This is a genomic window from Tateyamaria sp. Alg231-49 (genome assembly GCF_900143535.1).
Taxonomy (GTDB): Bacteria; Pseudomonadota; Alphaproteobacteria; order Rhodobacterales; family Rhodobacteraceae; genus Tateyamaria.
Genome location: NZ_FRFA01000003.1, coordinates 310397 through 331097, shown reverse-complemented (window position 1 = coordinate 331097; position 20701 = coordinate 310397). Strand labels below are relative to the sequence as shown.

Genomic DNA, 20701 nt, shown 5'->3' with positions numbered 1-20701 from the left:
GCGATGGCCCCGCCTGCACCTTTGTCAGGTGGGGCCAAGCATTAGACGCTCATGCAGATGTATTTCATTTCGAGGTAATCCTCGATCCCGTGATGGGATCCTTCGCGGCCCAGACCGGATTGCTTTACACCGCCGAACGGCGCGACCTCGGTCGAGATGATGCCTGTGTTCACCCCTACGATCCCGTATTCCAGCGCTTCGGCGACCTTGTAAACGCGCGACAGATCCTTGGCATAGAAATATGACGCCAAGCCAAAGATCGTATCATTCGCCATGGCGATCACCTCGTCTTCGTCCTCGAACTTGAAGAGAGGGGCAAGCGGCCCAAAGGTTTCTTCGGTTGCGACGGCCATATCCTGCGTGACACCAGTGATGATGGTGGGCGTAAAGAAGTTGCCGTCCAGATCGCCCGATGCGTCGCCCAAAATGATCTGTCCACCCTTTTCCGTGGCATCCTTGATGTGGCTTGCGACTTTCGCAGACGCTGCCGTATTGATCAGCGGCCCAAGGTCCACACCTGCTTCCAGACCGTCACCAACCTTCATCTGGCTGACCCGGCTTTTCAGCTTTTCGGCAAAGGCGTCATAGACGCCCGCCTGCACGTAAATTCGGTTCGCGCAGACGCAGGTTTGGCCATTATTGCGGAACTTGCACATGATGGCGCCTTCGACGGCTGCATCCAGATCAGCGTCGTCAAACACGATGAAGGGGGCGTTCCCACCCAGCTCCATGCTGCATTTCATCACCTGATCGGCGGCTTGGCCCAGCAAAATACGCCCCACCGCAGTTGATCCGGTAAAGGTCAGTTTCCGCACAATCGGGTTTTCGCAGAATTCTTTGCCCGTGCTCGAGGCGTCTGACGTGGTGACAACCTGAAACACGCCCGCGGGGATGCCTGCCCGTTCGGCCAGCACGCCCATCGCGATGGCAGACAGAGGCGTCAGTTCGGCGGGCCGCGCAATAAAGGCACAGCCAGCAGCCAGCGCTGGTGCAGCCTTGCGCGTGATCATCGCGTTCGGGAAATTCCAGGGCGTGATCGACGCGGCAACGCCGATGGGTTGCTTCAAAACGGTAATCCGCTTGTCACGCTGATGACCGGGTATCGTTTCGCCGTAGATCCGCTTGGCCTCTTCGCCAAAGAACTCGACAAAGGACGCACCGTAGGCGATTTCGCCTTTGGCCTCGGCCAGTGGCTTGCCCTGTTCAACGGTCAGGATGATGCCCAGATCATCCTGATTGGCCATCATCAGGTCGAACCACTTGCGCATCACGGCTGTGCGCTCTTTGCCGGTCCACTTGGCCCATTCCTTTTGGGCGACTTCAGCGGCACCGATGGCATCGGCGACCTGTTCGCGGCTCAGGTCAGCAACCTGCGCCACCACGTCGCCGCGCGCCGGGTTGGTGACGTCGAACGTGCCCTTGTCACCGTCCACCCATGCACCATTCACATAGGCGCGGGCTTCCAGCAATGTCGGGTCCTTGAGCATCGATTTCAGGTCTGTGTTCTGATCCAGCATGGGTATCTCCTTTCGGGTCTGGCGCTTGTCTTTCAAGCCAGCCTAAGATTGTAAAGTTCCAATGGCAGGAGGGCACATGGCCGAACTCGACGACGCATACGCAATCGGGGCCTATGTTCCGGGGTCTGAACACTTTGCCCCGCAATGGGTCGAACAGGCGGCGGCTTTTCGCGCCTCCCTTGGGGCGCGCGCGCGATTGGGGGTGTCTTATGGCCCGTCCGAGCGCATGGTGTTTGACCATTTTTCGCCCGAGGGCGAGGCAAAAGGCACGTTCATCTTTGTGCATGGCGGATACTGGCTCAAATATGATCCCTCGTATTGGTCTCATCTGGCTTCGGGCGCACTTGCGCGGGGGTGGGCAGTTGCCATGCCATCTTACGATTTGTGCCCGGCAGTTCGGATCGCTGGAATAACACAACAGGTTGCACAGGCGGTGACGGCGATTGCGGATGCTGCAACGGGTCCTCTCAGCCTTGCGGGTCACTCGGCCGGAGGGCACCTTGCGGCACGTATGCTGGCGCCGGGGATGCTGCCCGCAAATGTGCGGGGTCGGTTGATCCATGCGGTGCCCATATCCCCGGTCGCCGATCTGGAACCTTTGTTGCGCACCAGCATGAATGATGATTTCGGGATGGATACCGATATGGCCCGTGCCGAAAGCCCGGTGCGCCAACCCGCGCCAGACGTGCCTGTGACGGTCTGGGTTGGCGGCGACGAACGTCCCTCATTCCTCGAACAGGCGCGTGGGCTGGCGCAGGCGTGGGGCTGCGCACATGCTGTCATTGCGGGCGAACACCACTTCAATGTGATCGAGCCGCTCTCTGATCCCGCCTCTGACCTGATCTCGCGCTTGACGACGGCGCCCTGATCCGCGACAGAAAACATGGCCGCAAGCGATGGCGTCGCTTGCACCATCATGCCGTTTCGTCCTGAACGCCGGGACCTTCTGATAAAAAGGAGGGTCAGGGATGACCACTCGTCCAAATTTCTACCGACTGCACAACGGGGAACAGGCTCCTCTGCCGTTTGAGGGGGCAGAATATGATGCCCGCATCGCCGAATTGCGCGACCGGATGGAGGCGCAAGGCGCGACCGCAGCCGTCTTCACCTCGATGCACAACATCGCCTATTATTCGGGGTTTCTTTACTGCGCATTTGGCCGCCCTTATGCGTGTGTCGTCACTGAAGACGCTTGTGTGACCATCAGTGCTGGGATCGATGCAGGCCAGCCATGGCGGCGCTGTCATGGAGACAACATCACCTACACCGACTGGCAACGCGACAATTTCTGGCGCGCGGTGCGCGAAGTGACAGGCGAAGGCGGCGTGATCGGAGTTGAGTCCGATCACCTGACCCTGCTGCAACAGGGCAAGATGGAGGATTTCCTCAAACCCGTCGCCACCGTGGATCTATCTGACACCACAATGCGCCAGCGTATGCATAAATCCGAGGCCGAGATCGCGCTGATCCGCCATGGGGCCCAAGTGGCGGATGTGGGCGGTTACGCCATTCGGGACGCGATCAAAGCAGGGGTGCGCGAGATCGACGTGGCGATGGCTGGACGGGACGCGATGGAGTTGGAGATTGCCAAGCGCTTTCCCGATGCGGAATACCGTGACACGTGGGTTTGGTTCCAGTCGGGCCTGAACACTGACGGCGCCCACAATCCAGTCACCGCGCGGGCATTGCAGCGGGGCGATATTCTGTCACTGAACACCTTTCCCATGATCTCGGGCTATTACACGGCCCTTGAACGCACGCTGTTCGTCGAAACAGTGGACGACGCGAGCCTAAAGTTGTGGGAGGCCAATGTGGGCGCACACGAACTGGGGATGTCGCTGCTAAAGCCGGGTGCCAGCTGTGCCGAGGTGACACATGCCGTCAACGCGTTCTTTGCTGAGCACGATCTGCTGCAATACCGCAGTTTTGGTTATGGGCATTCCTTTGGCGTGTTGTCCCACTACTATGGGCGCGAGGCGGGGCTGGAACTGCGCGAGGACATCGACACGGTGCTTGAACCCGGCATGGTCATCTCGATGGAACCGATGCTGACCATTCCAGAAGGTCAACCGGGTGCAGGCGGATACCGTGAACACGACATTCTGGTGATCACCGAAGACGGTGCCGAGAACATCACCGGCTTTCCTTACGGACCCGAACACAACGTGGTTGGCTAACGAAAAAACGGGCCGCTCTGGAAACAAAGCGGCCCGTTAATGTGGGGAGTAGATTGATCAGGCGGCGTCTTTGGTGTCGCTCACATAATCCTCCAGCAACTTTTCATTACGGGCTTCTTCAATCCGGTTGATCCGGTCAACGCGCTGCTGGTTGTCAAAACGATACTTAACGAAATTCACGAGGCTGAGGGTCAGCAACAAGATACCAATGCCCCAAAAGCCTTTGGTGGACAGGGGCACGTCTGTGCTGAGGTACAGCGACAGGCCAAGAAGTGCATAGGCGGCAGCCACACCAGCGGCATTGAACATCATGATGACGGTATTGTCGGGTTTCTCATTCAACATGGGTCTTTTCCTTCTTCAAATAATTCTCGTGGAGTGTTTAGTCTTTCAGTCGGTCCAGCACGTCGCGCGCTGTAACCTTGGTGGACTCCCCGAAACCTGCGTCGGCCATCCGGTCTTCGAGGTTGGAGTGATCAAGCCCTGCATTGATATCGGCCAGTATCTCGGCCTGCTCCAACGGGTCATCTTTGCCGACGACTTTGTTGATCAAATCCTGCGCCTCGTCGGCTGAAGATACGCCTTTCAACGTGGTGTTCAGCCCCGCCTGCATTGTCTGCTCGCGGCGGATCGCCTTGGCCTGCAACGCGCCCTGTTTCAGATCAATCACCCGGCGGTGGCCTTTCTCTACGGATGCGCGCAGTCGGGTGGCCTGAGTATCAAGGCGGTCGAGGGTGCTTTGACGAACGACGGTTTCGTTCTCCATTTCCGCGATGGCGGCCGCAGCTTCGGTCGCCATTTCGTCGCGACCCGCGGCGATTGCGGCGCGGGCACGCTCTGTCAACGACTCGATCCGAGTGTGCAGCATATCCAACAGTTTTTGCTCTGACCGGCGACGCTGGATCAGGCTGGCAAGGGTTCCTTTGGCGGCCTGTACCTGCGCTTCCGTTTCGCGAATTTTCTGATCAATTAACTCGATGGCATAAACATCGCGTAGCCGGTCTTCAGCGCGAGCGTTGGCCCCGACAAAGAGTGTTCGAAATGTAGATAACATAATTTTTCTCCTGCTGTGAACATCGTTCAAGGAAAGAGATAAGAGCGCCATGAACGATGTTCAAGGAAAAATGTGAACGCCGTTCAAAAAAGTTCTTTTCCAGTAACGGAACGCAGGATCATTCCGATCATCCGATGAATCTGATCTTGGGGCACGCCACTGATCCTGTTTTCAAGGCCAAGCATGACAATCCCGTGGATCGATGAAAACAGCGCCCGGGTCATCAAACTGACGTCCTGCGGTTCCATATCCGGAAAACATTCCTGAACTGGCCCATCAATATAGCTGAACAGTTGCCCCAACTCGTTCAGGTACCAGTCCGGCACCTCCATATCCGTCGACATGCGCAATTCAAACAGGGCGCGCCACAGGTTGGGGTGGGCTGCGGCATAATCAAGATAGGCATATGACATCGCCACCAACCGCTCTGTCGCGGAATGATCGGTCTTGTCTTTCAAAGCGGCCGCAACATGACGACCAAGCTTGCCAAAGGTGCCGCCGTTCACCGCGATTATGATGTCCTCAAGATCTCCGAAGGCGTTGTAAATTGCACCGACCGAACATCCAGCAGCCTGCGCCAATGGGCGGGCCTTGATAGCGGCCAGGCCGAACTCTTCAATCTGACGTTCCGCAATATCAATCAACGTATCGCGCAGAGCGGTGCGCCGTTCCTCGGCTTTGCTCGCCATATCATGCCCTCGTATGAACCGCGTTCAAGCAGTACAGGTGCAATGCGGGCACGAAAACCCCGTCTTGCCGCTTTCTTTCCCGAGACGGTTTTGCAACAATTTGGGAAATCTAAGGGATTTAACCGATGTAAATCGGAGTAACATTGCCTATATGGGTTCCAACACATTGATAGAACGGAGAATTAAATGGCGGATTTCGCAAGTCAGGTGAAAGAATCTCAAGACCAGGTGGCCGAGGCACAAACCAAGATCGCCGAATTGACCAGCCGGATTGAGGTTGCGCGCGCCAAGATGAAGTCGGGTGACGACATCGCCATCGACATCGAAAACGCCACACTTGAGGATGTGCACGCTCATACGGACGTCATGAACGCCAACATTGCCGAGCTGATCATGGGGCTCGACGACGTCACGGCTGCATTCTCCAAAGACTTTGACGAGATGCGCAACAAGACCGGCTGGGAAAGCGTTGTCGGCATCTTTGCCAAGGCAAAATCTGAATCCATGCGTCAGGAACGGGTGCGCAGCGCCTCTATTGACGACAAGTTGCAGGACCTGATCTCGAAATCCGACGTGATTGTGCAACTGCTGACCGGGCAACTGACAATGCTCGAAGAGCAAAAGGTCAAGGTCGAGGGCAACCTGACCGAAACGCTGGATGAACGCGAGATGACCGTTCAGGAACTGGCCACACTGCAGGCCGACATTCAGGCGATGGACCCGCAGATCATCACGCTGGAAAACAAGATCGCGTCCGAAACCGATGCGGCCAAACGCACAGCGCTTGAGACCGAACTGGCGGATGTGAACAGCAAGTACAATCAGATGGTGCAGGACGAACAGGTCAAACTGGCCAAGTCCCAGACGCTGGAACGCTATATCGAAAAGGGCAAAACCTGGATCGACAGTCTTCAGAACCAGGCGGCAACGCAGATGGTGCTGATCAACAAACTGCAAACCGACACCAAGCAGCGCGTGGTGCTTTATGATGCGCTGACCAAGTCATTGAAAACGGCGCAGCAACAAGACGTGGCCCACCGGATCAACGAAATCGGGGTCAAAACCGACCAAGAGGCACAGACCGCCATGGCCGGGATTGGGGCCGCGACAAACAAGAAGATGGCTGACATGCTGGAGGCGCACGAGGATCACATGGTCTTTGCCCGCGACGTACTGGAGCAGAAGGCCAAGGCGGACGAACGCTTTGCCCGCCGGTTTGCGCAGATCGTGGAGAAACACGACAGCAATGCGTACGGGGGCTAAATGTTGAAGCTCGGCATCGCGGCTATCGCGCTTTCCATCCTCAGTCTCATCGCCACATTCGCGTTTGGGGCGCCACCTTGGGTCAACATTGCTGGCTTACTATGTGGCCTGTTTGGAATGTTCGTTCTGATGCGGGAGCGCAAGGGCGGGTGAGAATGCGCCCAATCGCCAACCTGAACCCAACGGGAAAGAATGACGTGAAAAAGAAACTCGCTCTCATCGTATTGGGGCTCTCTTTGACAAGCGCTGCGTATTTGCTCGGAATGCCTTGGTGGTCGTATGGTTTTGGTCTCCTACCCACGCTGATCGGGCTTGCATGGCTTGGGGCATATGACTCAGGTGCGGATCGGTCAGGTGGCCGTGGCGAAATGGGGCAAGGTAGTTGACCTCCCAACCCGAAACCATTGGTCTCACGGACCTTTTCGCCTCGCGTCGCTATTTCAAAAAGTTCGAGACGATCACCTCGCATCTGGGTCGCGTCGCGGGCGTGATGGAGGCCGAAGGCAATCTGAACCGGGATGAGGTCAAGATCCTCACCCGCTACATCACCGAACTTACCTTCACCTTCCGCGCGCTGTCCCAGAAATACCTCCTGGTCGGGCGCGACACAGGCCGCTTCTTTGGCTCCCTTGCCATCGACGCAATCGAATCTGGCTTCCCGGCCGCCGAAGAGATCATCACCATGGCCTCTGACGCGCAACAGGCTGAACGCCACCTTGCGGGGATGCCTTCGGCGGATGAGCTGAAAAAGCAGATGGTCGAAGTGATCATCGGCGAACGCAAACCACCGACCAAGCTGCAATTTGCGCTCTCACAGCGGCTCTATTACGAGGAATTGCTGCGCGGACAACTCTTTTGGCCCCGCAATGACCCGCAGATCGAGTGGACCGGCAACCTGAGCGATGAGCGCCGTACATTCCGCATCCACTGGGCGGTCTATGACAGTCAGGTCAACTTGCCCATCATCTACATGATGGAGGTCGAGGACTCAGGGCGCACGGCCTTGCCCAAAGACCAACGGCGCTGGCCCGAAGCACAGGCGCATTTGATGGCGCAGGCGCTGGGCGGGCTGAAACTGGTCACGATTGCATCAGGCTTTGACGAAGATTTCGACGATCTGCACCCCAAACGCCTGCGCCGCTTCCATTTGGGGCCAATGTATTCCTCAGCATTCACCCAGCAATCGGGTCCGATCAATCAAGTGCTCGAGGCCGCGCGCGCACCCGAAGGACAAGACTGGGCAATGGTCTGGACCGAAGAAGACCTCCAATCCGAACGCGTAATCGAAGAACGCGCAGGCTGGTTTTCAAGTGTCGAACGCGAGGTGTTCGCGCTCGATCCCTTTGCCGGACGGGGCGCAGAAACGGGCACCACCCGGATGGAACGCAACATCGTGTTGCCGCAGCGCCCATTTCAGGCGCTCGAAGAGTTGAATCCGCCGGGCTTTGGCGCGGTGCGCAAATTCGTGGTCAGCCCGGCAGGGCGGGTGTTGAGGTATTGATGGGTCGTTTGAGTGGCACATCGGGCCTCAAGGGAAGAGTGTATTGATCAAGATGAAGAAAGCAGGTCAGTGAGATGAGCCAGACTTCGGATCAAATGGAACTGCGCGAGGCAGAGATCGTCGCCCACTACCCAATGGCGCTGGCCATGTTGCAGGGCTTTGATCATGCGCCCCGTATCGGCAAAGGCAAGGACGCAGCAACACAGGAACGCTCCTCTGGCATAGGCACGCGGCGTCGGTTTCGCACCACCACACCGGGGCTTGTGACACGGCGCACAACGCCCACCGGGGCCGTGCAGTTGATGGCGACGATTGAGGCCGCGGACGACGACGATGCGCTGATGTCGCCGGTGCAGGCAACGGTGCTTAACGCTTTGCGCCGTGCCATTTCCATCGCTTTGGCGGTGGCTGAAAACTATGCCGCCGTCTCTGGTCTTGGCGATCTGAAACGCGCCAATCTCGAAGGCGCCTTGCCGCCGGCTCGCAAAACCGAGTTCGCAGAACTGCTCGCCGCCGAAGCGTTGATCACCCTTTACGTCTTTGGCAACGCCACCGCCTACTTACTGTCTGCCCACCAGACCGAAGTGACTGTCGAAGTCGGTGAGGTCGAAGAAGTGTTGACCGACAACGGCCAAACCGCGCTGCACGGCGCGCTGTGGGAACTGGATCAGGACATCGCAGCACACGCACCAGACGACACACATCTGGTCGCTGCCGTCACGGCCTTCGCCGAGGCGCTGATGGAAAAGGTCGCGTTGCGCGCCTCTAACGCTCCACGGCTTGCGCCGTTCACCCAAGGAAGCTGGCGGGTCGAGGCAGATGATTTCACGGTGCAGGGGTTCAGCCCCGCGCACGCAGCGAAATCCACTACCCTCACCATGACCTTCAAAAAACCGCATGAGGTCGTGGGCAACCACATCGCGAAATATCAGGCGATGAAGCTGTCGAAGATGCTGATGGCATATGACTTTGACCGCCGGTTGAACCCTTTTGCCGAATTGGGCGGGTTCATCTTTACCTTTATGGGCGATGGCAAACCGGGCACGGGCAAAACAACGCTGATCCAGATGATGGCCGGGCTGCTCAATGATTACTGTCAGGTCGCAGGTTACCCGTTCCGCTATCAGAACCTCAGCACTGACAACATCGACAGCTATCAGGGCAAGTCAGGCCAGAATGCCAAGGCGTTCATCAACAACGTGCTGGACCCGGCGGCCATCGGTTTTGGGACAATCGACGACATCGACCAGCTTGCAGGCAAGCGGGGGGATCGGCAGTCTTCTGCTGGGCAGTTGGAAATCACGGCTGTGCTGATGGAAAGCTTTGCCGGGGCCAATACGGTTGTGCGCGGCAATTGCACCTTTGGCATGTTCTCGAACTATCCCGAAAACGTGGATGACGCCCTGCGTCAGCGCGCCGGGGCCCGTTTCCTCGTGGATGGTCCGCAAACCCGCGAAGATTACATCGACATCCTTTATCTGCTCATGGGCAAGAACCACGACATCCCGACGGGCAACCACGAGGTCTTTTCGGCGCAAGAGATCAAGAAGGCTGTTGCCGCCAGTTTCGACTCCCATTCGCGTCCGCACGAGGCCGGTTTGATGGAGGTGTTCGACCGCGTGCATTCAAACATCGGCACGCTCGACACCATCGCCAAGCTCGGCACGTACCTAAAGGCGATCCAAGAGGCGGACGACCGATTTACCGGCCGCGCGATCAAGAACATCACCGACGCAGTCAAAGTCCGCGCGATGGATTTCGAGCTGCCTGATGAATGGATGGAGAACCCGGAACTGTTCCTGTTCAAAGACTACGACACCAAGAAAGCGATGATTTCCGAACTGCGCGTGCCGATCACGGTGGACATGGTGGTGCAAGAGATCAACCGCTACGCTGACAGCGAATTCCGATATGCGGACAAGTCGGACGAGGTGGCCGTAGAGGCGATGGTGCGCGACTTTGGGCGACAGGAAGAGGCGAAGAAGCGGTGGTTGGAGGGGAAGGGGTGAGTGAGAACGCAACACTTTGGAAAAGCGGTCTGCCCCTCGCGATCAAAGAAACTTCGGGTTGGGTTTGGCTCAAAACGCTTTTGTTGTCTTGTTTCAGAATCGCGGAAAGGGCGAAGTCGTCGTGGGTTCTTGGGGTTTGAAGAAGTGAACAACAGTATGAGTCCGAATGAGTTGGTCGAACTATTTCGCAACCTCTCCCTAGCAATTGCTGGGCCAGTCGGTGTGTGGGTTGCATGGAAAGGAGTGAAGGCATGGAAGGATGAGCAACATTGGAAGGTTGACTATGATCTTGCACTGCAAATCTATAAAAAATTTCGTTTAAGAAGAGATATTTACCATTTCATTAGGTCGCCACTCGCTGATCCTCCGGTTCTCGAAGATCAAGATGCTGAGACTGAAATTCGGAAAGAACGCCTCAACGGCGACCAGGCCAACGTGCTTAACCACTATTGGGACGCGCTAAAAAATGTCGAGGTGAATCAATCGGCGTTGTTTGATGAGGCTCGTCTACGGTGGGATGAAGACTTGAGGGAGATGAGTGATGACATGCGCGATTTGGAGAATGAACTAGCCTATTCTTTAAGCGACTTTCAGGCGGCGCAAAATGGCGAATTTGTGCCTGACGCCCATGCTGCGAAAGCAGTCGACGAAGTGTTAAGAAGCCAGCAGGATACTGAGCAAAGAAAAGACAAGTACAACGACTGTTTCAACAAAATTGAAGCGAAACTGAAGCCCAGAATTGTAGGCTCGCGAGGGTGGAGGAAAACCAAATGATCCGCCTCATCCAACGCGGCCTCATGTATGGCAACCTGTTCCACGTCGCCTCGCCCGCATTGGTCGAGCGCTACAACCGTGCCCTCGAACACCTTACAGGGCTGCGCACCTCCCTCACCGATTTCTACATCGACATCTCCGGCTTTTCCCCCGAAGTGGGCGATGATCTCAACGATCCGCTCTACCTCAACCACAACGGGGTCAACCGGCAGTTCATTCTGCTCAGCTCCGAACAGCGCCACTGCCCGCTGCTGGATGCAAAATTCTCGACCTCCCGTCCGATCTTGCAACAGTTCTTTGCGGAGAACGAAGCCGCCCTCTTTGCCCTCACCGCGCGGGATGCCGTGGCGGGGGAATTGATCAACTCTGTCTATGATGTTTCCACACCGCGCAGCCTGTTCGACATACGTGCGATCACAGTCGAGGCGGACACGACCAGCGGCACGGTGCGCAATGCAGGTGCTCTGGCGGACAAGGTCGATACGTTCCTCAGCTCAGAAGATGGTTGGTTTGACGATGTGCTGATCGCCGAGATGATCACACTGGCCGGAGAGACGGGTGATGTGACACGCAACCCGGTCAGCCTGAAACCGCTCAAGGTCGAGCAGGGCAATTTCTGGACGGCGCATTTCGGCGGCCTCTATATTTTTCAGACGCTCGATCACCCGGCGACCATCGCAGCCCGGGACAAACCCGACGATGTGGCGACCAAATACTGTTTTGATTTGTCCGACCGGAACCAGATCGCCAAGTTCCTCGAATACAACGATCTGGTCGAACCCATCGTTAGGGCACGCGGCATCGATGGGGCGGCGATCCTGCGCCAAAAAATGGACTTTATCCTTGTCTCTGCCGTGACCGAAGCTGGCGTAGACCTTGAGGGCACGACGCGGCGGGACATGCGGATGCTGGCACGCAGACACTCTGCCTTGCTGCCCGACGAATTCCACGGTCTGGCCGATCTGGTGAACTGGGCCGAAAACGGGGGCAAGTGGCCGCGTATCTCGTCAGATCATCCTGCCTATTTCTACACGCTGCGGGCCGCAGCCACGTCAGATATGGATCTGGTCAATATGCTGCTCTCTGAACTCTCGCCGCGCGATGTGCGACAGCTGTTTATCTGTCATAAACCGGCGTTCTACGCGGCCTATGCTCGCTGGCCGGAGGCAAAAAAGGAATATGTCGCACGCTACCTCGAAGCCGAGTACAAGGCCGACAAGGCGGGTGCACGTGCGGCTCTGTTTGGTCACGACGCGCCGATGGAAACCCCAACGCCAGAACCGCTCGACCTGATCGCGCGGGTGGGGCCATGGGGCGCAGTAAGGAGGTAAGTGATGGCTCTCGTTCGACTTCTGTTTATCGCCTTTGTGGTGCTCAGCGTGATTTATCTGTCGCTGTCGCTTTACTCCCGCGCCCGGGCGCGCGACCGGCTTGAGGCCGAATATGACGCGGGCGACTTTGACATTCCGCGCGATGCCTATGTCCGCGCGGGCCTTGTGGAATATGACAGCTCGCTGCGCCGCAAGCTGATACTGGGCGTGTATATTGTGCCCATGTCGCTTGTTTGCCTTATAATTTACCTCGTGAACTTCGCCTGAAGGGGACCCCCATGCGCTATATCGGCTGGACCATTCTGATCACCTTCTGGGTCTGCCTCGCGGCCTTCCTGCACTACACGTTGCCACACCGCGACATCGTGCGGATCGTGAGCACCTATGAGGAACGTCAGCAGCTCAACGACTGGACACGTATCTTCTGGTCGCGACCAGACGAACAATCGGATGCAATGATCACCCGCGATGTACAGTTCATTCAGGGGGTGCGCGCCAACGGCAAACCGATCGTCTACCGCAACGAAGACACCGGCTGGAGTTGGCCGCCCTATTTCAAGTTCGACACAGCGAATCTTTATACTGAAGCGGCAGACGCTGTCTCTACCCGGGCGGCACCCGAGTGGTATGTGGTCACGCATTATGGCTGGCGCAACGAGTTCTTCTCGGCCTTTCCAAACGCCATTTCGATCAGGCAAGTCGACGGACCGGATGCGTCAAAAGGGATTTATTGGGTCAACATCATCATTCTGACCCTACTTTTTGCGTTCTTTTACGCGATCTGGGTACGCTGGCGGCGGTTCCGCCAGGCGCGGATCGATCCAAAGCTGGAAGAGCTTCAGGACAGCTGGGAAGCGGCTGGCGATGCGGTGGATGAAAAGCGTGGGCGTTTCCGCCGCTGGCTGGACACGTGGAAATCCAAATAAATCAGGGCAGAGGGTCTGTGCGGTAAAGACGCACGCGCAGACCGCCGTGTGCAATGCTCGGGCCGTCCGGCAAGAAGGGCAAAGCCATGGTCTTGGCAAGGCTGGGTTCTGATGTGACAACCCCAACCCGCCAACCGAAAAACCGCTCGGACAGCACTTGGCCCAAGCGTCCATAGACAGGGTAAAGCGCCTTTTTGTCCCCAATCCGCGCTCCGTAAGGCGGATTGACGATGACCAGGCCAGGCGGACCTTCGGGCGGCGTCGCCTCGCCCGCATTGGTGCAGGTAAACGTCACCAGATCATCGACACCTGCCTTTGCCGCATTGGCTTGCGCCATGTCGATAACACCGGCATCACGGTCCGCGCCGTAAAACCGCGTTTCAGGCGTACGCAACCGACTGGTCCGGCGCAGCGCTTCGGCATTGGCGTCATAGGTGGCCAAGTTCTCAAACCCAAAGGCACGAGACCGACCGGGTTGAAGCCCTGCGGCCATCTCTGCCGCCTCAATAACGAATGTGCCCGAACCGCACATTGGGTCAAACACAGGCGCAGTCCCATCAAATCCGCATTGCCGCAGAAACATCGCTGCAATGGTTTCGCGCATTGGGGCCTTGCCCACGGCGGGCTTGTGCCCGCGTTTGTGCAGCAGTTCGCCCGACGTATCGACGCTGATCGTGACGCGATTGTCGTCGATCCGCGCCTTGAGAGTGACGGGTGCATCAGGTGCGATGCTCATGCCAGCCTCTTCGCGCAATGCGGCCTCGATCCGCTCGGTGGCTGCGCCTGCGTGATAGATTTTGGATTTGCGCGAGGTCGCAACATCCACGCGCACAGGCACATCAGTGCGCAACACTTCGGTCCACGGAAACTTGCGCGCGCGCTTGTCCAGTTGGGCCAGATGAAAGGCCATGAACGAACCGATCCGCACCAGCACCCGCGTGGCACCGCGCAGTTCCAGATTGGCGCGCCACACCTCAGACCAATCGCCCTCGATGCTGACGCCGCCCGGTTCAACATGCGTCACCCGAAATCCAAGCTCGCGTGCCTCATCGGCAAGCGTGGCCTCAAGACCGGGCAAGGTGATGGCGAACAGGGTGAGGGGGGCATCAGTCATGCCCGCCTGCATACGTTGTTGATGTGTGGTGTTCGAGAGGTTTTTGTGGGCGGGGCGCCTCAGCCCGGCTTGGCGCGCGCCCCGCTAGTCCGCGAACAGGTAATCCACTTCGGCAATCTCGCGGGCCTTGTCTTCTGGCACACTCAGAAAACGGGCAAGGGCACGGGTGTTCTGCTCCAGGTCAGCAGATTCCTCGAGCCGGTCCAGATGCTCGAAATCTGCATCACGAATGCGGTCGGACTCAAACACAATGTCATTGCGAATGGTGGGCAACAGGCGTTCGAGGGTCTCAGCACCAGTTTGTTCGCCCGCCAGACCCACACGCATCGCATGCCCGATCAGATAGTCTTTGGTAAAGTTGCAGTTGATTTCCAGCATGCGGGTTATCGATCGGTCCTCAGCAAAGTCCTGCAGCAGGTCGATGTTGCCAGGGTCCATGCACACAATCAGGCGGTCGGTTCCATAATAGTCAAACAGCATCCGCATCAGCGCCCGGCGGTGACGCGTGCGCTTTTCCAACGTGGTCTGGATGCCGCCCAGATCAGGCAGAGGGGAGTGTTCTTCGTTGAACAGGAATTCGATGGCAGGCACGTTCGTCATCTGACGGATCCGTTCAAGCATCCGTTTGGCCACATGCCATTTCTTGCAAATGATGATCAGCAGTTCGCGATTGCGTCCCAGCGTGCTTTCGGTTTCCCAGAACCGTGTGGCAAAGCGACGGCCAATCCGTCCACGACCCGTCAGGAACTTGAACAGGCTCGACCCTTCGTTCGAAATCTGGAAATGCACGTTTTGGGCGGCATAGAGCAGACCAAGACGACGCTTGAGGTCAATGGCCGCGGGGCTGATCTTGCGGGCAAACAAGAAATCCTGGCTGAGCAGCAGGTCATAGTGGTCGTCATAAAACGTCACAGGCATCCCATAGTCGCTGAACAGCAGGAAGGTCAGCGTGCGCGATCGGATTTCGTCTTCTGGGACCACATGGCGGACCACGGTCTGAAAAAACGTTTCATCCGGGATCCATGTCCCGCGGAAAAACCGCATGACATCCCGGCGTTCGCGGGTGAAATTAAGAACCCATTCGATCGTGCGACGCCGCAGACACCACCACTGGCTGCCAATCATCACATCGATGTCAGCCGGAATCTTGCGGGTAAGCCCGAGGCGCCGTTGCAGCTGGAAGCTGGCATAAAACCGCTTTTTCTGCGTGCGTTCGTTAAAGAAGTGGCGGTAGACCAGCCTCTCTTCCTTGAATCCGGTCTTGATCCAGTCGCTTTCAAAATAATCAAAGCTTTCGATGAAATCAGCATCGTTGTCATCAAGAAAGCTGTGGACATACTCTGCCGTTTTGATCGCCATGCAATCGCCCGACAGCATGTAGAAATGGGTCGCGCGCGGAAATGCATCAACGGCGGCCTCAACCGCATAAAGGGTCGCCTGCACAAGGCTCCACTCGCCCCAACCACAACGGATGCGGCGATGTGCGAACGTCACACTCGGGTTGTCGTTCAGCGCAGTCTTGATCTGCTGGAAGTGCGCCGTATCGGCATTGGCATCAAAGTGGATCGCCATGTAATCGCCAGCCGCCGTCAGCCGTTCCGCCTGCTTGATCACAGCGTCCGGGTCTTTGTGACACAGGAGGATGTAGGCGATTTTGGCCATTCTGGAAACTTTACTACCTCTTTACCCGCTATTGTTTACGTGAATAGAGGTAAGGAGTGATTGAATAAACAGAATTTCTTTGGTTTTTTAGCGACAATTCAAGCCGCCCGGATAGGCGGTGTGCACAAAGGACGGGCGGTATGGGGTTTCCAGGTACCTGGATGACAGAGAGTGAAAGCGTTGTGTACCGCGTGGTGCCCAAATGCGCGTGTTCGACCATCGGTCAGATCATGTACTATTCTGATCACGGCGCGTTCTTTGACGGTGACATTCATGACGCCAAAGCTGGGATGCACAAATGGGCGCTCGACGCCAGTCAACCGACCATCACCAGCAACGTAAAGGCCCATAATTCCTACGCTTTTACCTGCGTGCGCAATCCCTACACCCGTATCCTCAGCTCATTTTTTGACAAGATCTGCGGCATCCAGCGCAACGGCAAACGCTATCGCGGCAACCTTGTCCCGCTCCTGATCCAGAAATACGGGATCGACGTGGGCGGACCAGACGGCAAGGCCGAGTTTGACCAGATCAAATCCTTCCGCCGCTTTCTTCTCTTTGCCCGCGACACCATCCGCTGGAAACGCCCCATGGATCCAGACATCCACTGGTCTGCCATGTCGGGCCACGTGTCGACGTTCATCGTGAACGGCGGAGCATACGACAAGATCATTTGGACGGAAAAGTTCAATGAAGGGATGGAGGACGTGATGAAGGCGATCAAAACGCCCCACGCCGTCAACATCACCGAAATCCCCCGCTTTAACGAAAGCGAAGGGCACGGCCCCAAACGCGCCCACCCGGTCGAAGACTACTTTGACGACCTGTCCATGCATCTGGTCCGCGAAATCTACAAACGGGACTTTGACCTGTTCAAATACGACTTTGACAACCCGGGCAACAAGATGCCCGTGGCCGAGATCGATCTGGACGAGGTCCACAAAAAGCTGGGGGATTGAGGGTCAGGACCCTTAAATTCGCACCAACTTAGGCAGCGCGACGCCGCCACGCCAAACCAAATGCTTGCCGTGGTTGCTGACACGAACAGCACGGGTTGGCGTAGATTCAAAATTTGGCAGAAAACCCAAAGCGTCTTCGGATCACCACATCAATGCTGTGAGCAAATGCTGCGTTGACGCGACGCCCCAAAGAGACAGCAAGTTTTTCCGGGTGGGGGCAATTAAAGTGACGAGTATCGGGGTCAGGCAGTCGTCTGGCCCCGTTTTCACATGCACCGTCGCGCACCCCCAAACGCAAACGCCCCGCAGGTGCAGGGCGCTTCGTCAACTGTCCGGGCGTATCAGCTACGGCGGCGTCGGCTCAATAAGCCCAAGCTTCCAAGACCAGCCAGAAGAAGCAGTATGCCAGCGGGGAGTGGGACAGGAGCTACTTCGATGTTCAGAGCCCAGCCTCCTGAGATGGAGCCTGTGTCAAAAATGTGATCGTCCAGCACGAAGAGGCTCCAGGTTCCATTTGCTTCAAGGCCGACGAAATCAGACAAATCGCCGCCAGCGGTGAACGTCGGGATGTCCGCCGGCAAGTTGCCGGGTAGGGGGCCGTAGCTGCCCGTTGAGTACGTGCCAGACACAATCGTACCAGTGTTCGGAATTGCCGAACTCGCAGCATCGTCAAAAGTCAAATCGACGTTGACGATACCATTTTCTCCCAAGGCATCGTTCATCAAAATAACAGTGGTGCCGTCCGGACTTGCCAGACCAAGAAAAACGTCATCAGGGTATGTGTGCGAAAGGCCAAAGATATCCACCGTCAGCCCGATTATCAGGCCTGACTCGGTTACATCGATTGTTGACGGGAATGGATCGGCTGGACCATCAGTATCACTACCAGGAACGGTAATGTTAAGACTATTGGTGTAAGTTGCTGCCTCAGCATCAGATGCGAGTGCAATGGTTCCGGCAAGTGCGGCGACTGACATTAACATTTTCATGATTTACTCTCCAAAAACAGATCATTAGGGGCACCCCAATTTGATTCTCCAGTTGAAGTCAAAGCCAAGTGCAGGCTAACGAATGCGGCCCGACTTAGTGGCGCGAATTTAGGCTAAAACCAATACGTCTAGCCTTCCAATCCGGCGGACAACAAACCCGACGCAATTTTTTGCCAATCATGTTCGTCGCGCCACATGTTCGCAAACCCCGCGGTGAGTGTGCGGAAATTCTCATGGTCTACAGGCTTACCGCGGCTGATCAGCTCTTTTTTTCTGTGGATGATAAAAGATTGCAGTGCGCCCTTTGCTTCGTGGTCCCGCCCGGCCCGCGCATAAGCAGCCGTCAGAAAAGCGTCTGCGAGCGAGTTAAGACGCGCTTCGCCAAGCAGTTTTCCAACGGCTTCGTCATAGCGCCCCATGAAAAAGTAGATTTGCCCCATGATCCAGTCCAAGGCCGGTGGATGCAGGGGATCAAGCCGCATAGCCTCTGACACGATGTCCTGTGCTTTTTCGTGCTGACCCAACAGCAAAAAGCCATACCCACACCACGCCATTGATTCTGCTTCGTTTACGATCAGTGACAGCGTTTTTTCAAACTGTGTATCCGCCTGATCCCATAGACCCGCACACAAATACGCAAAGCCAAGTTGATCCTGAATATACACGTCCTTGTTGTCGAGCGCAGCGCCCTGACGCGCTATGTCGAGGGCGTGCATGGGGGCATCAGTTTCAGCCAGCCCAAGCCAAAGATCGATCACGTAGGTATCGGCAAGATACATGTAAACCCGGGCATAGCTGGGGTCCAACTCCAGCGCTTTTTCAAAACAGGATTTTGCTTGTGCGTTGTCTTTCGCATTCAGCCCATCTCGAAGCGCCTTGCCTTTGAGCAAAAGTTCATAGGCTTTCATGTTTTCCGTTGGTTTGTGCCCAATACGGTCAGCCACATCGTGTTGAACGCGACCGGGCAAAACGGCGACGATACTTTGCGTGACCTCGTCCTGAACGGCGAACAGGTCTTCAAGCTCGCGGTCAAAGCGTTCAGCCCAGATATGCTTGCCGCTCTCCGCCGCTATCAACTGAACCGAAATTCTAACTCTGTTGCCAGCCCGCCTGACACTGCCCTCTACCAAGTACTGAACGCCCAACTTGGCTGCGATTTCACCTTCGGTCAGGTCCGAGTCTCTGAAGTGAAATGAAGAGTTCCGCGCAACGACGAACAGTGTCCGAAAGCGTGCGAGGCCCGTAATGATGTCTTCAGAGATACCATCGCTAAAGAACTGTTGGTCTTCGTCGCCGCTCATGTTGGCGAATGGCAATACTGCGACGGATGGTTTCTCTCGCCCTGACTGTATTGGCGGCGACGCAGCCGCTGTTTCAGATGGCCAGTGATAAACATGCACGGATGGGGAAATGTTTTTGACGTTTTGTTCGCCACCATCCACGAAACTGCTTTTTAACTTGTTTCCAAGGCTTTCAAACACAATTGACGAGATGCAAACACCACCAACTTTTGCGCAGCCCTCCAGTCGCACGGCAAGGTTGACGCCATTCCCATAGACGTCATCGCCATCTACGATCACATCACCAAGATGGATACCTATGCGAAGCTTCAGCGTTGATTTCTCGGCTTTGATTTGCGTTTGAATGTCAACGGCGCACTGCACCGCATCCATAACCGAAGTGAATTCCACCAATGCGCCGTCACCCATCAGTTTCACAAGGCGACCCTTGTACTGCTCCACTTTGGGAAAAAAGAGGTTTTTTCGGTGGACTTGGAGGTCGTGCAGCGTGCCGCTTTCATCTTCGGTCATCAATGAAGAAAATGACACAACATCAGCGGCGAGTATGGCAGCCAGTCTCCGTTCCAATGAGCACCTCCGATTGCTGAACACTATTCAGCAACAGCGGCGCATCCTCAAAGCATTTCTGCGACAGGCGCCTGAATAGCTGTGAACAAAGTCGCCCCCCGCTGTCTTGGGGCTTGTTAGCGGACTGTTGGACACACAGGCTCTATGTGGGCCCCAAGGTCAAGGATCACGTGTAATGCGCGGGTTCTAAGGGGCTTGGATTGACGAGACATCGATGCAGGGCGCCCCTGCCCATTCTAAACATATGGTTAATCCGCCTCTGTAACCCATTGAATTACTTGCACCCGAAACCTGTCCCAGCGTGGGACACCGCCGGGGCCCTCTTGCACCGCCCCCCCTCACCGCCTACATCCCCAGCCCATGGCACAAGGTAAATCAGACCCAAACTACCAGATCGCGGCCGAAAACAAGCGGGCGCGCTATGACTATGCCATCGATGATGACATCGAGTGCGGCATCATCCTCGAAGGGTCCGAGGTCAAATCACTGCGCGTCGGTGGGGCCAACATTGCCGAAAGCTATGCCGCCGTCGAAGATGGCGAACTCTGGCTGGTCAACTCTTACATCGCGCCCTACCTGCAGGCGAAATCCTTCAAGCACGAGGAACGTCGGCGGCGCAAACTGCTGGTCAGCCGCAAGGAGTTGAGCAACCTCTGGAACCAGACCCAGCGCAAAGGCATGACGCTGGTGCCGCTCGTCCTTTATTTCAATCACAAAGGCATGGCCAAGATCAAAATCGGCATCGCCAAGGGCAAAAAGCTGCATGATAAGCGGGACACGTCCGCCAAGCGCGACTGGGGCCGCCAGAAACAGCGCTTGTTGAAACAGGGCTGACTTAGCCTCTGAGTCGTGGGTTTCGTCGCCGACG

General features: G+C 56.6%; 21 protein-coding genes. 13 read left to right on the top strand and 8 right to left on the bottom strand.

The window, feature by feature from the left end; genetic code table 11:
- Positions 1-41: 41 nt before the first annotated feature.
- Positions 42-1517: an NAD-dependent succinate-semialdehyde dehydrogenase gene (locus tag DHN60_RS07560; RefSeq protein ID WP_108836658.1), complete on the bottom strand. Its 1476-nt coding sequence runs from the start codon at positions 1515-1517 to the stop codon at positions 42-44.
- Positions 1518-1593: 76 nt separating this feature from the next.
- On the opposite strand from DHN60_RS07560, the gene DHN60_RS07555 reads away from it, so the two are divergent.
- On the top strand, positions 1594-2385 hold the full coding sequence (locus tag DHN60_RS07555) for an alpha/beta hydrolase (RefSeq protein ID WP_108836750.1): 792 nt from the start codon (positions 1594-1596) through the stop codon (positions 2383-2385).
- A 100-nt stretch (positions 2386-2485) separates the two neighbouring features.
- The gene (locus tag DHN60_RS07550) at positions 2486-3694 is read left to right on the top strand and encodes a M24 family metallopeptidase (protein ID WP_108836657.1); all 1209 of its coding nucleotides are present in this window, start codon (positions 2486-2488) and stop codon (positions 3692-3694) included.
- Between the two features lie 57 nt (positions 3695-3751).
- On the opposite strand, the gene DHN60_RS07545 is transcribed toward DHN60_RS07550, so the two are convergent.
- The 3 genes from DHN60_RS07545 to DHN60_RS07535 all read right to left on the bottom strand — a co-directional run bounded on the left by DHN60_RS07545 (position 3752) and on the right by DHN60_RS07535 (position 5437).
- Positions 3752-4039 carry a hypothetical protein gene (locus tag DHN60_RS07545; RefSeq protein WP_108836656.1) on the bottom strand — a complete coding sequence of 96 codons (288 nt, stop codon included), beginning with the start codon at positions 4037-4039 and terminating at the stop codon, positions 3752-3754.
- A 37-nt stretch (positions 4040-4076) separates the two neighbouring features.
- Positions 4077-4748, bottom strand: coding sequence for a PspA/IM30 family protein (locus DHN60_RS07540; RefSeq protein WP_108836655.1), 672 nt, complete (start codon positions 4746-4748; stop codon positions 4077-4079).
- Between the two features lie 83 nt (positions 4749-4831).
- Positions 4832-5437 carry a TetR/AcrR family transcriptional regulator gene (locus DHN60_RS07535; RefSeq protein WP_108836654.1) on the bottom strand — a complete coding sequence of 202 codons (606 nt, stop codon included), beginning with the start codon at positions 5435-5437 and terminating at the stop codon, positions 4832-4834.
- A 186-nt stretch (positions 5438-5623) separates the two neighbouring features.
- Between DHN60_RS07535 and DHN60_RS07530 the strand changes: the two genes are divergently transcribed.
- From DHN60_RS07530 to DHN60_RS07495, 9 genes are all read left to right on the top strand, one after another.
- Positions 5624-6700, top strand: coding sequence for a hypothetical protein (locus tag DHN60_RS07530; RefSeq protein WP_108836653.1), 1077 nt, complete (start codon positions 5624-5626; stop codon positions 6698-6700).
- Entirely contained in the window at positions 6701-6853 is a 153-nt protein-coding gene (locus DHN60_RS22260) for a hypothetical protein (RefSeq protein WP_159089146.1), read from the top strand.
- Between the two features lie 2 nt (positions 6854-6855).
- On the top strand, positions 6856-7086 hold the full coding sequence (locus DHN60_RS07525) for a hypothetical protein (RefSeq protein ID WP_108836652.1): 231 nt from the start codon (positions 6856-6858) through the stop codon (positions 7084-7086).
- Positions 7083-8201 (top strand): hypothetical protein, encoded by a 1119-nt coding sequence (locus DHN60_RS07520; RefSeq protein WP_108836651.1) that lies wholly within the window; start codon positions 7083-7085, stop codon positions 8199-8201. Before DHN60_RS07525 ends, DHN60_RS07520 begins: the two co-directional genes overlap by 4 nt.
- A 74-nt stretch (positions 8202-8275) precedes the next feature.
- The gene (locus tag DHN60_RS07515; protein ID WP_108836650.1) at positions 8276-10210 is read left to right on the top strand and encodes an ATP-binding protein; all 1935 of its coding nucleotides are present in this window, start codon (positions 8276-8278) and stop codon (positions 10208-10210) included.
- A gap of 156 nt (positions 10211-10366) precedes the next feature.
- Positions 10367-10984, top strand: coding sequence for a hypothetical protein (locus DHN60_RS07510; protein WP_108836649.1), 618 nt, complete (start codon positions 10367-10369; stop codon positions 10982-10984).
- Positions 10981-12315 (top strand): DUF6638 family protein, encoded by a 1335-nt coding sequence (locus DHN60_RS07505; RefSeq protein WP_108836648.1) that lies wholly within the window; start codon positions 10981-10983, stop codon positions 12313-12315. Before DHN60_RS07510 ends, DHN60_RS07505 begins: the two co-directional genes overlap by 4 nt.
- 3 nt (positions 12316-12318) lie before the next feature.
- Positions 12319-12582, top strand: coding sequence for a hypothetical protein (locus DHN60_RS07500; RefSeq protein WP_306415980.1), 264 nt, complete (start codon positions 12319-12321; stop codon positions 12580-12582).
- A gap of 11 nt (positions 12583-12593) precedes the next feature.
- Positions 12594-13241 carry a DUF1523 family protein gene (locus DHN60_RS07495; RefSeq protein WP_108836646.1) on the top strand — a complete coding sequence of 216 codons (648 nt, stop codon included), beginning with the start codon at positions 12594-12596 and terminating at the stop codon, positions 13239-13241.
- 1 nt (position 13242) lies between these two features.
- Here the strand turns inward: DHN60_RS07495 and DHN60_RS07490 are convergent, their stop codons facing one another.
- The gene (locus DHN60_RS07490) at positions 13243-14355 is read right to left on the bottom strand and encodes a class I SAM-dependent RNA methyltransferase (RefSeq protein ID WP_108836749.1); all 1113 of its coding nucleotides are present in this window, start codon (positions 14353-14355) and stop codon (positions 13243-13245) included.
- Between the two features lie 84 nt (positions 14356-14439).
- On the bottom strand, positions 14440-16017 hold the full coding sequence (locus DHN60_RS07485) for a DUF5928 domain-containing protein (protein WP_108836645.1): 1578 nt from the start codon (positions 16015-16017) through the stop codon (positions 14440-14442).
- A gap of 140 nt (positions 16018-16157) precedes the next feature.
- On the opposite strand from DHN60_RS07485, the gene DHN60_RS07480 reads away from it, so the two are divergent.
- Positions 16158-16976, top strand: coding sequence for a sulfotransferase family protein (locus tag DHN60_RS07480; RefSeq protein WP_108836644.1), 819 nt, complete (start codon positions 16158-16160; stop codon positions 16974-16976).
- 341 nt (positions 16977-17317) lie between these two features.
- Here DHN60_RS07480 and DHN60_RS07475 read toward each other — a convergent pair whose 3' ends face one another.
- Both DHN60_RS07475 and DHN60_RS07470 read right to left on the bottom strand, forming a co-directional pair.
- Complete coding sequence (locus tag DHN60_RS07475) at positions 17318-17965, bottom strand: VPLPA-CTERM sorting domain-containing protein (RefSeq protein WP_108836643.1); 648 nt, start codon at positions 17963-17965, stop codon at positions 17318-17320.
- A 128-nt stretch (positions 17966-18093) separates the two neighbouring features.
- Positions 18094-19833 (bottom strand): adenylate/guanylate cyclase domain-containing protein, encoded by a 1740-nt coding sequence (locus tag DHN60_RS07470; RefSeq protein WP_108836642.1) that lies wholly within the window; start codon positions 19831-19833, stop codon positions 18094-18096.
- 360 nt (positions 19834-20193) lie between these two features.
- Between DHN60_RS07470 and smpB the strand changes: the two genes are divergently transcribed.
- Complete coding sequence (gene smpB, locus DHN60_RS07465; protein WP_108836641.1) at positions 20194-20667, top strand: SsrA-binding protein SmpB; 474 nt, start codon at positions 20194-20196, stop codon at positions 20665-20667.
- The last annotated feature ends 34 nt before the right edge of the window (positions 20668-20701 follow it).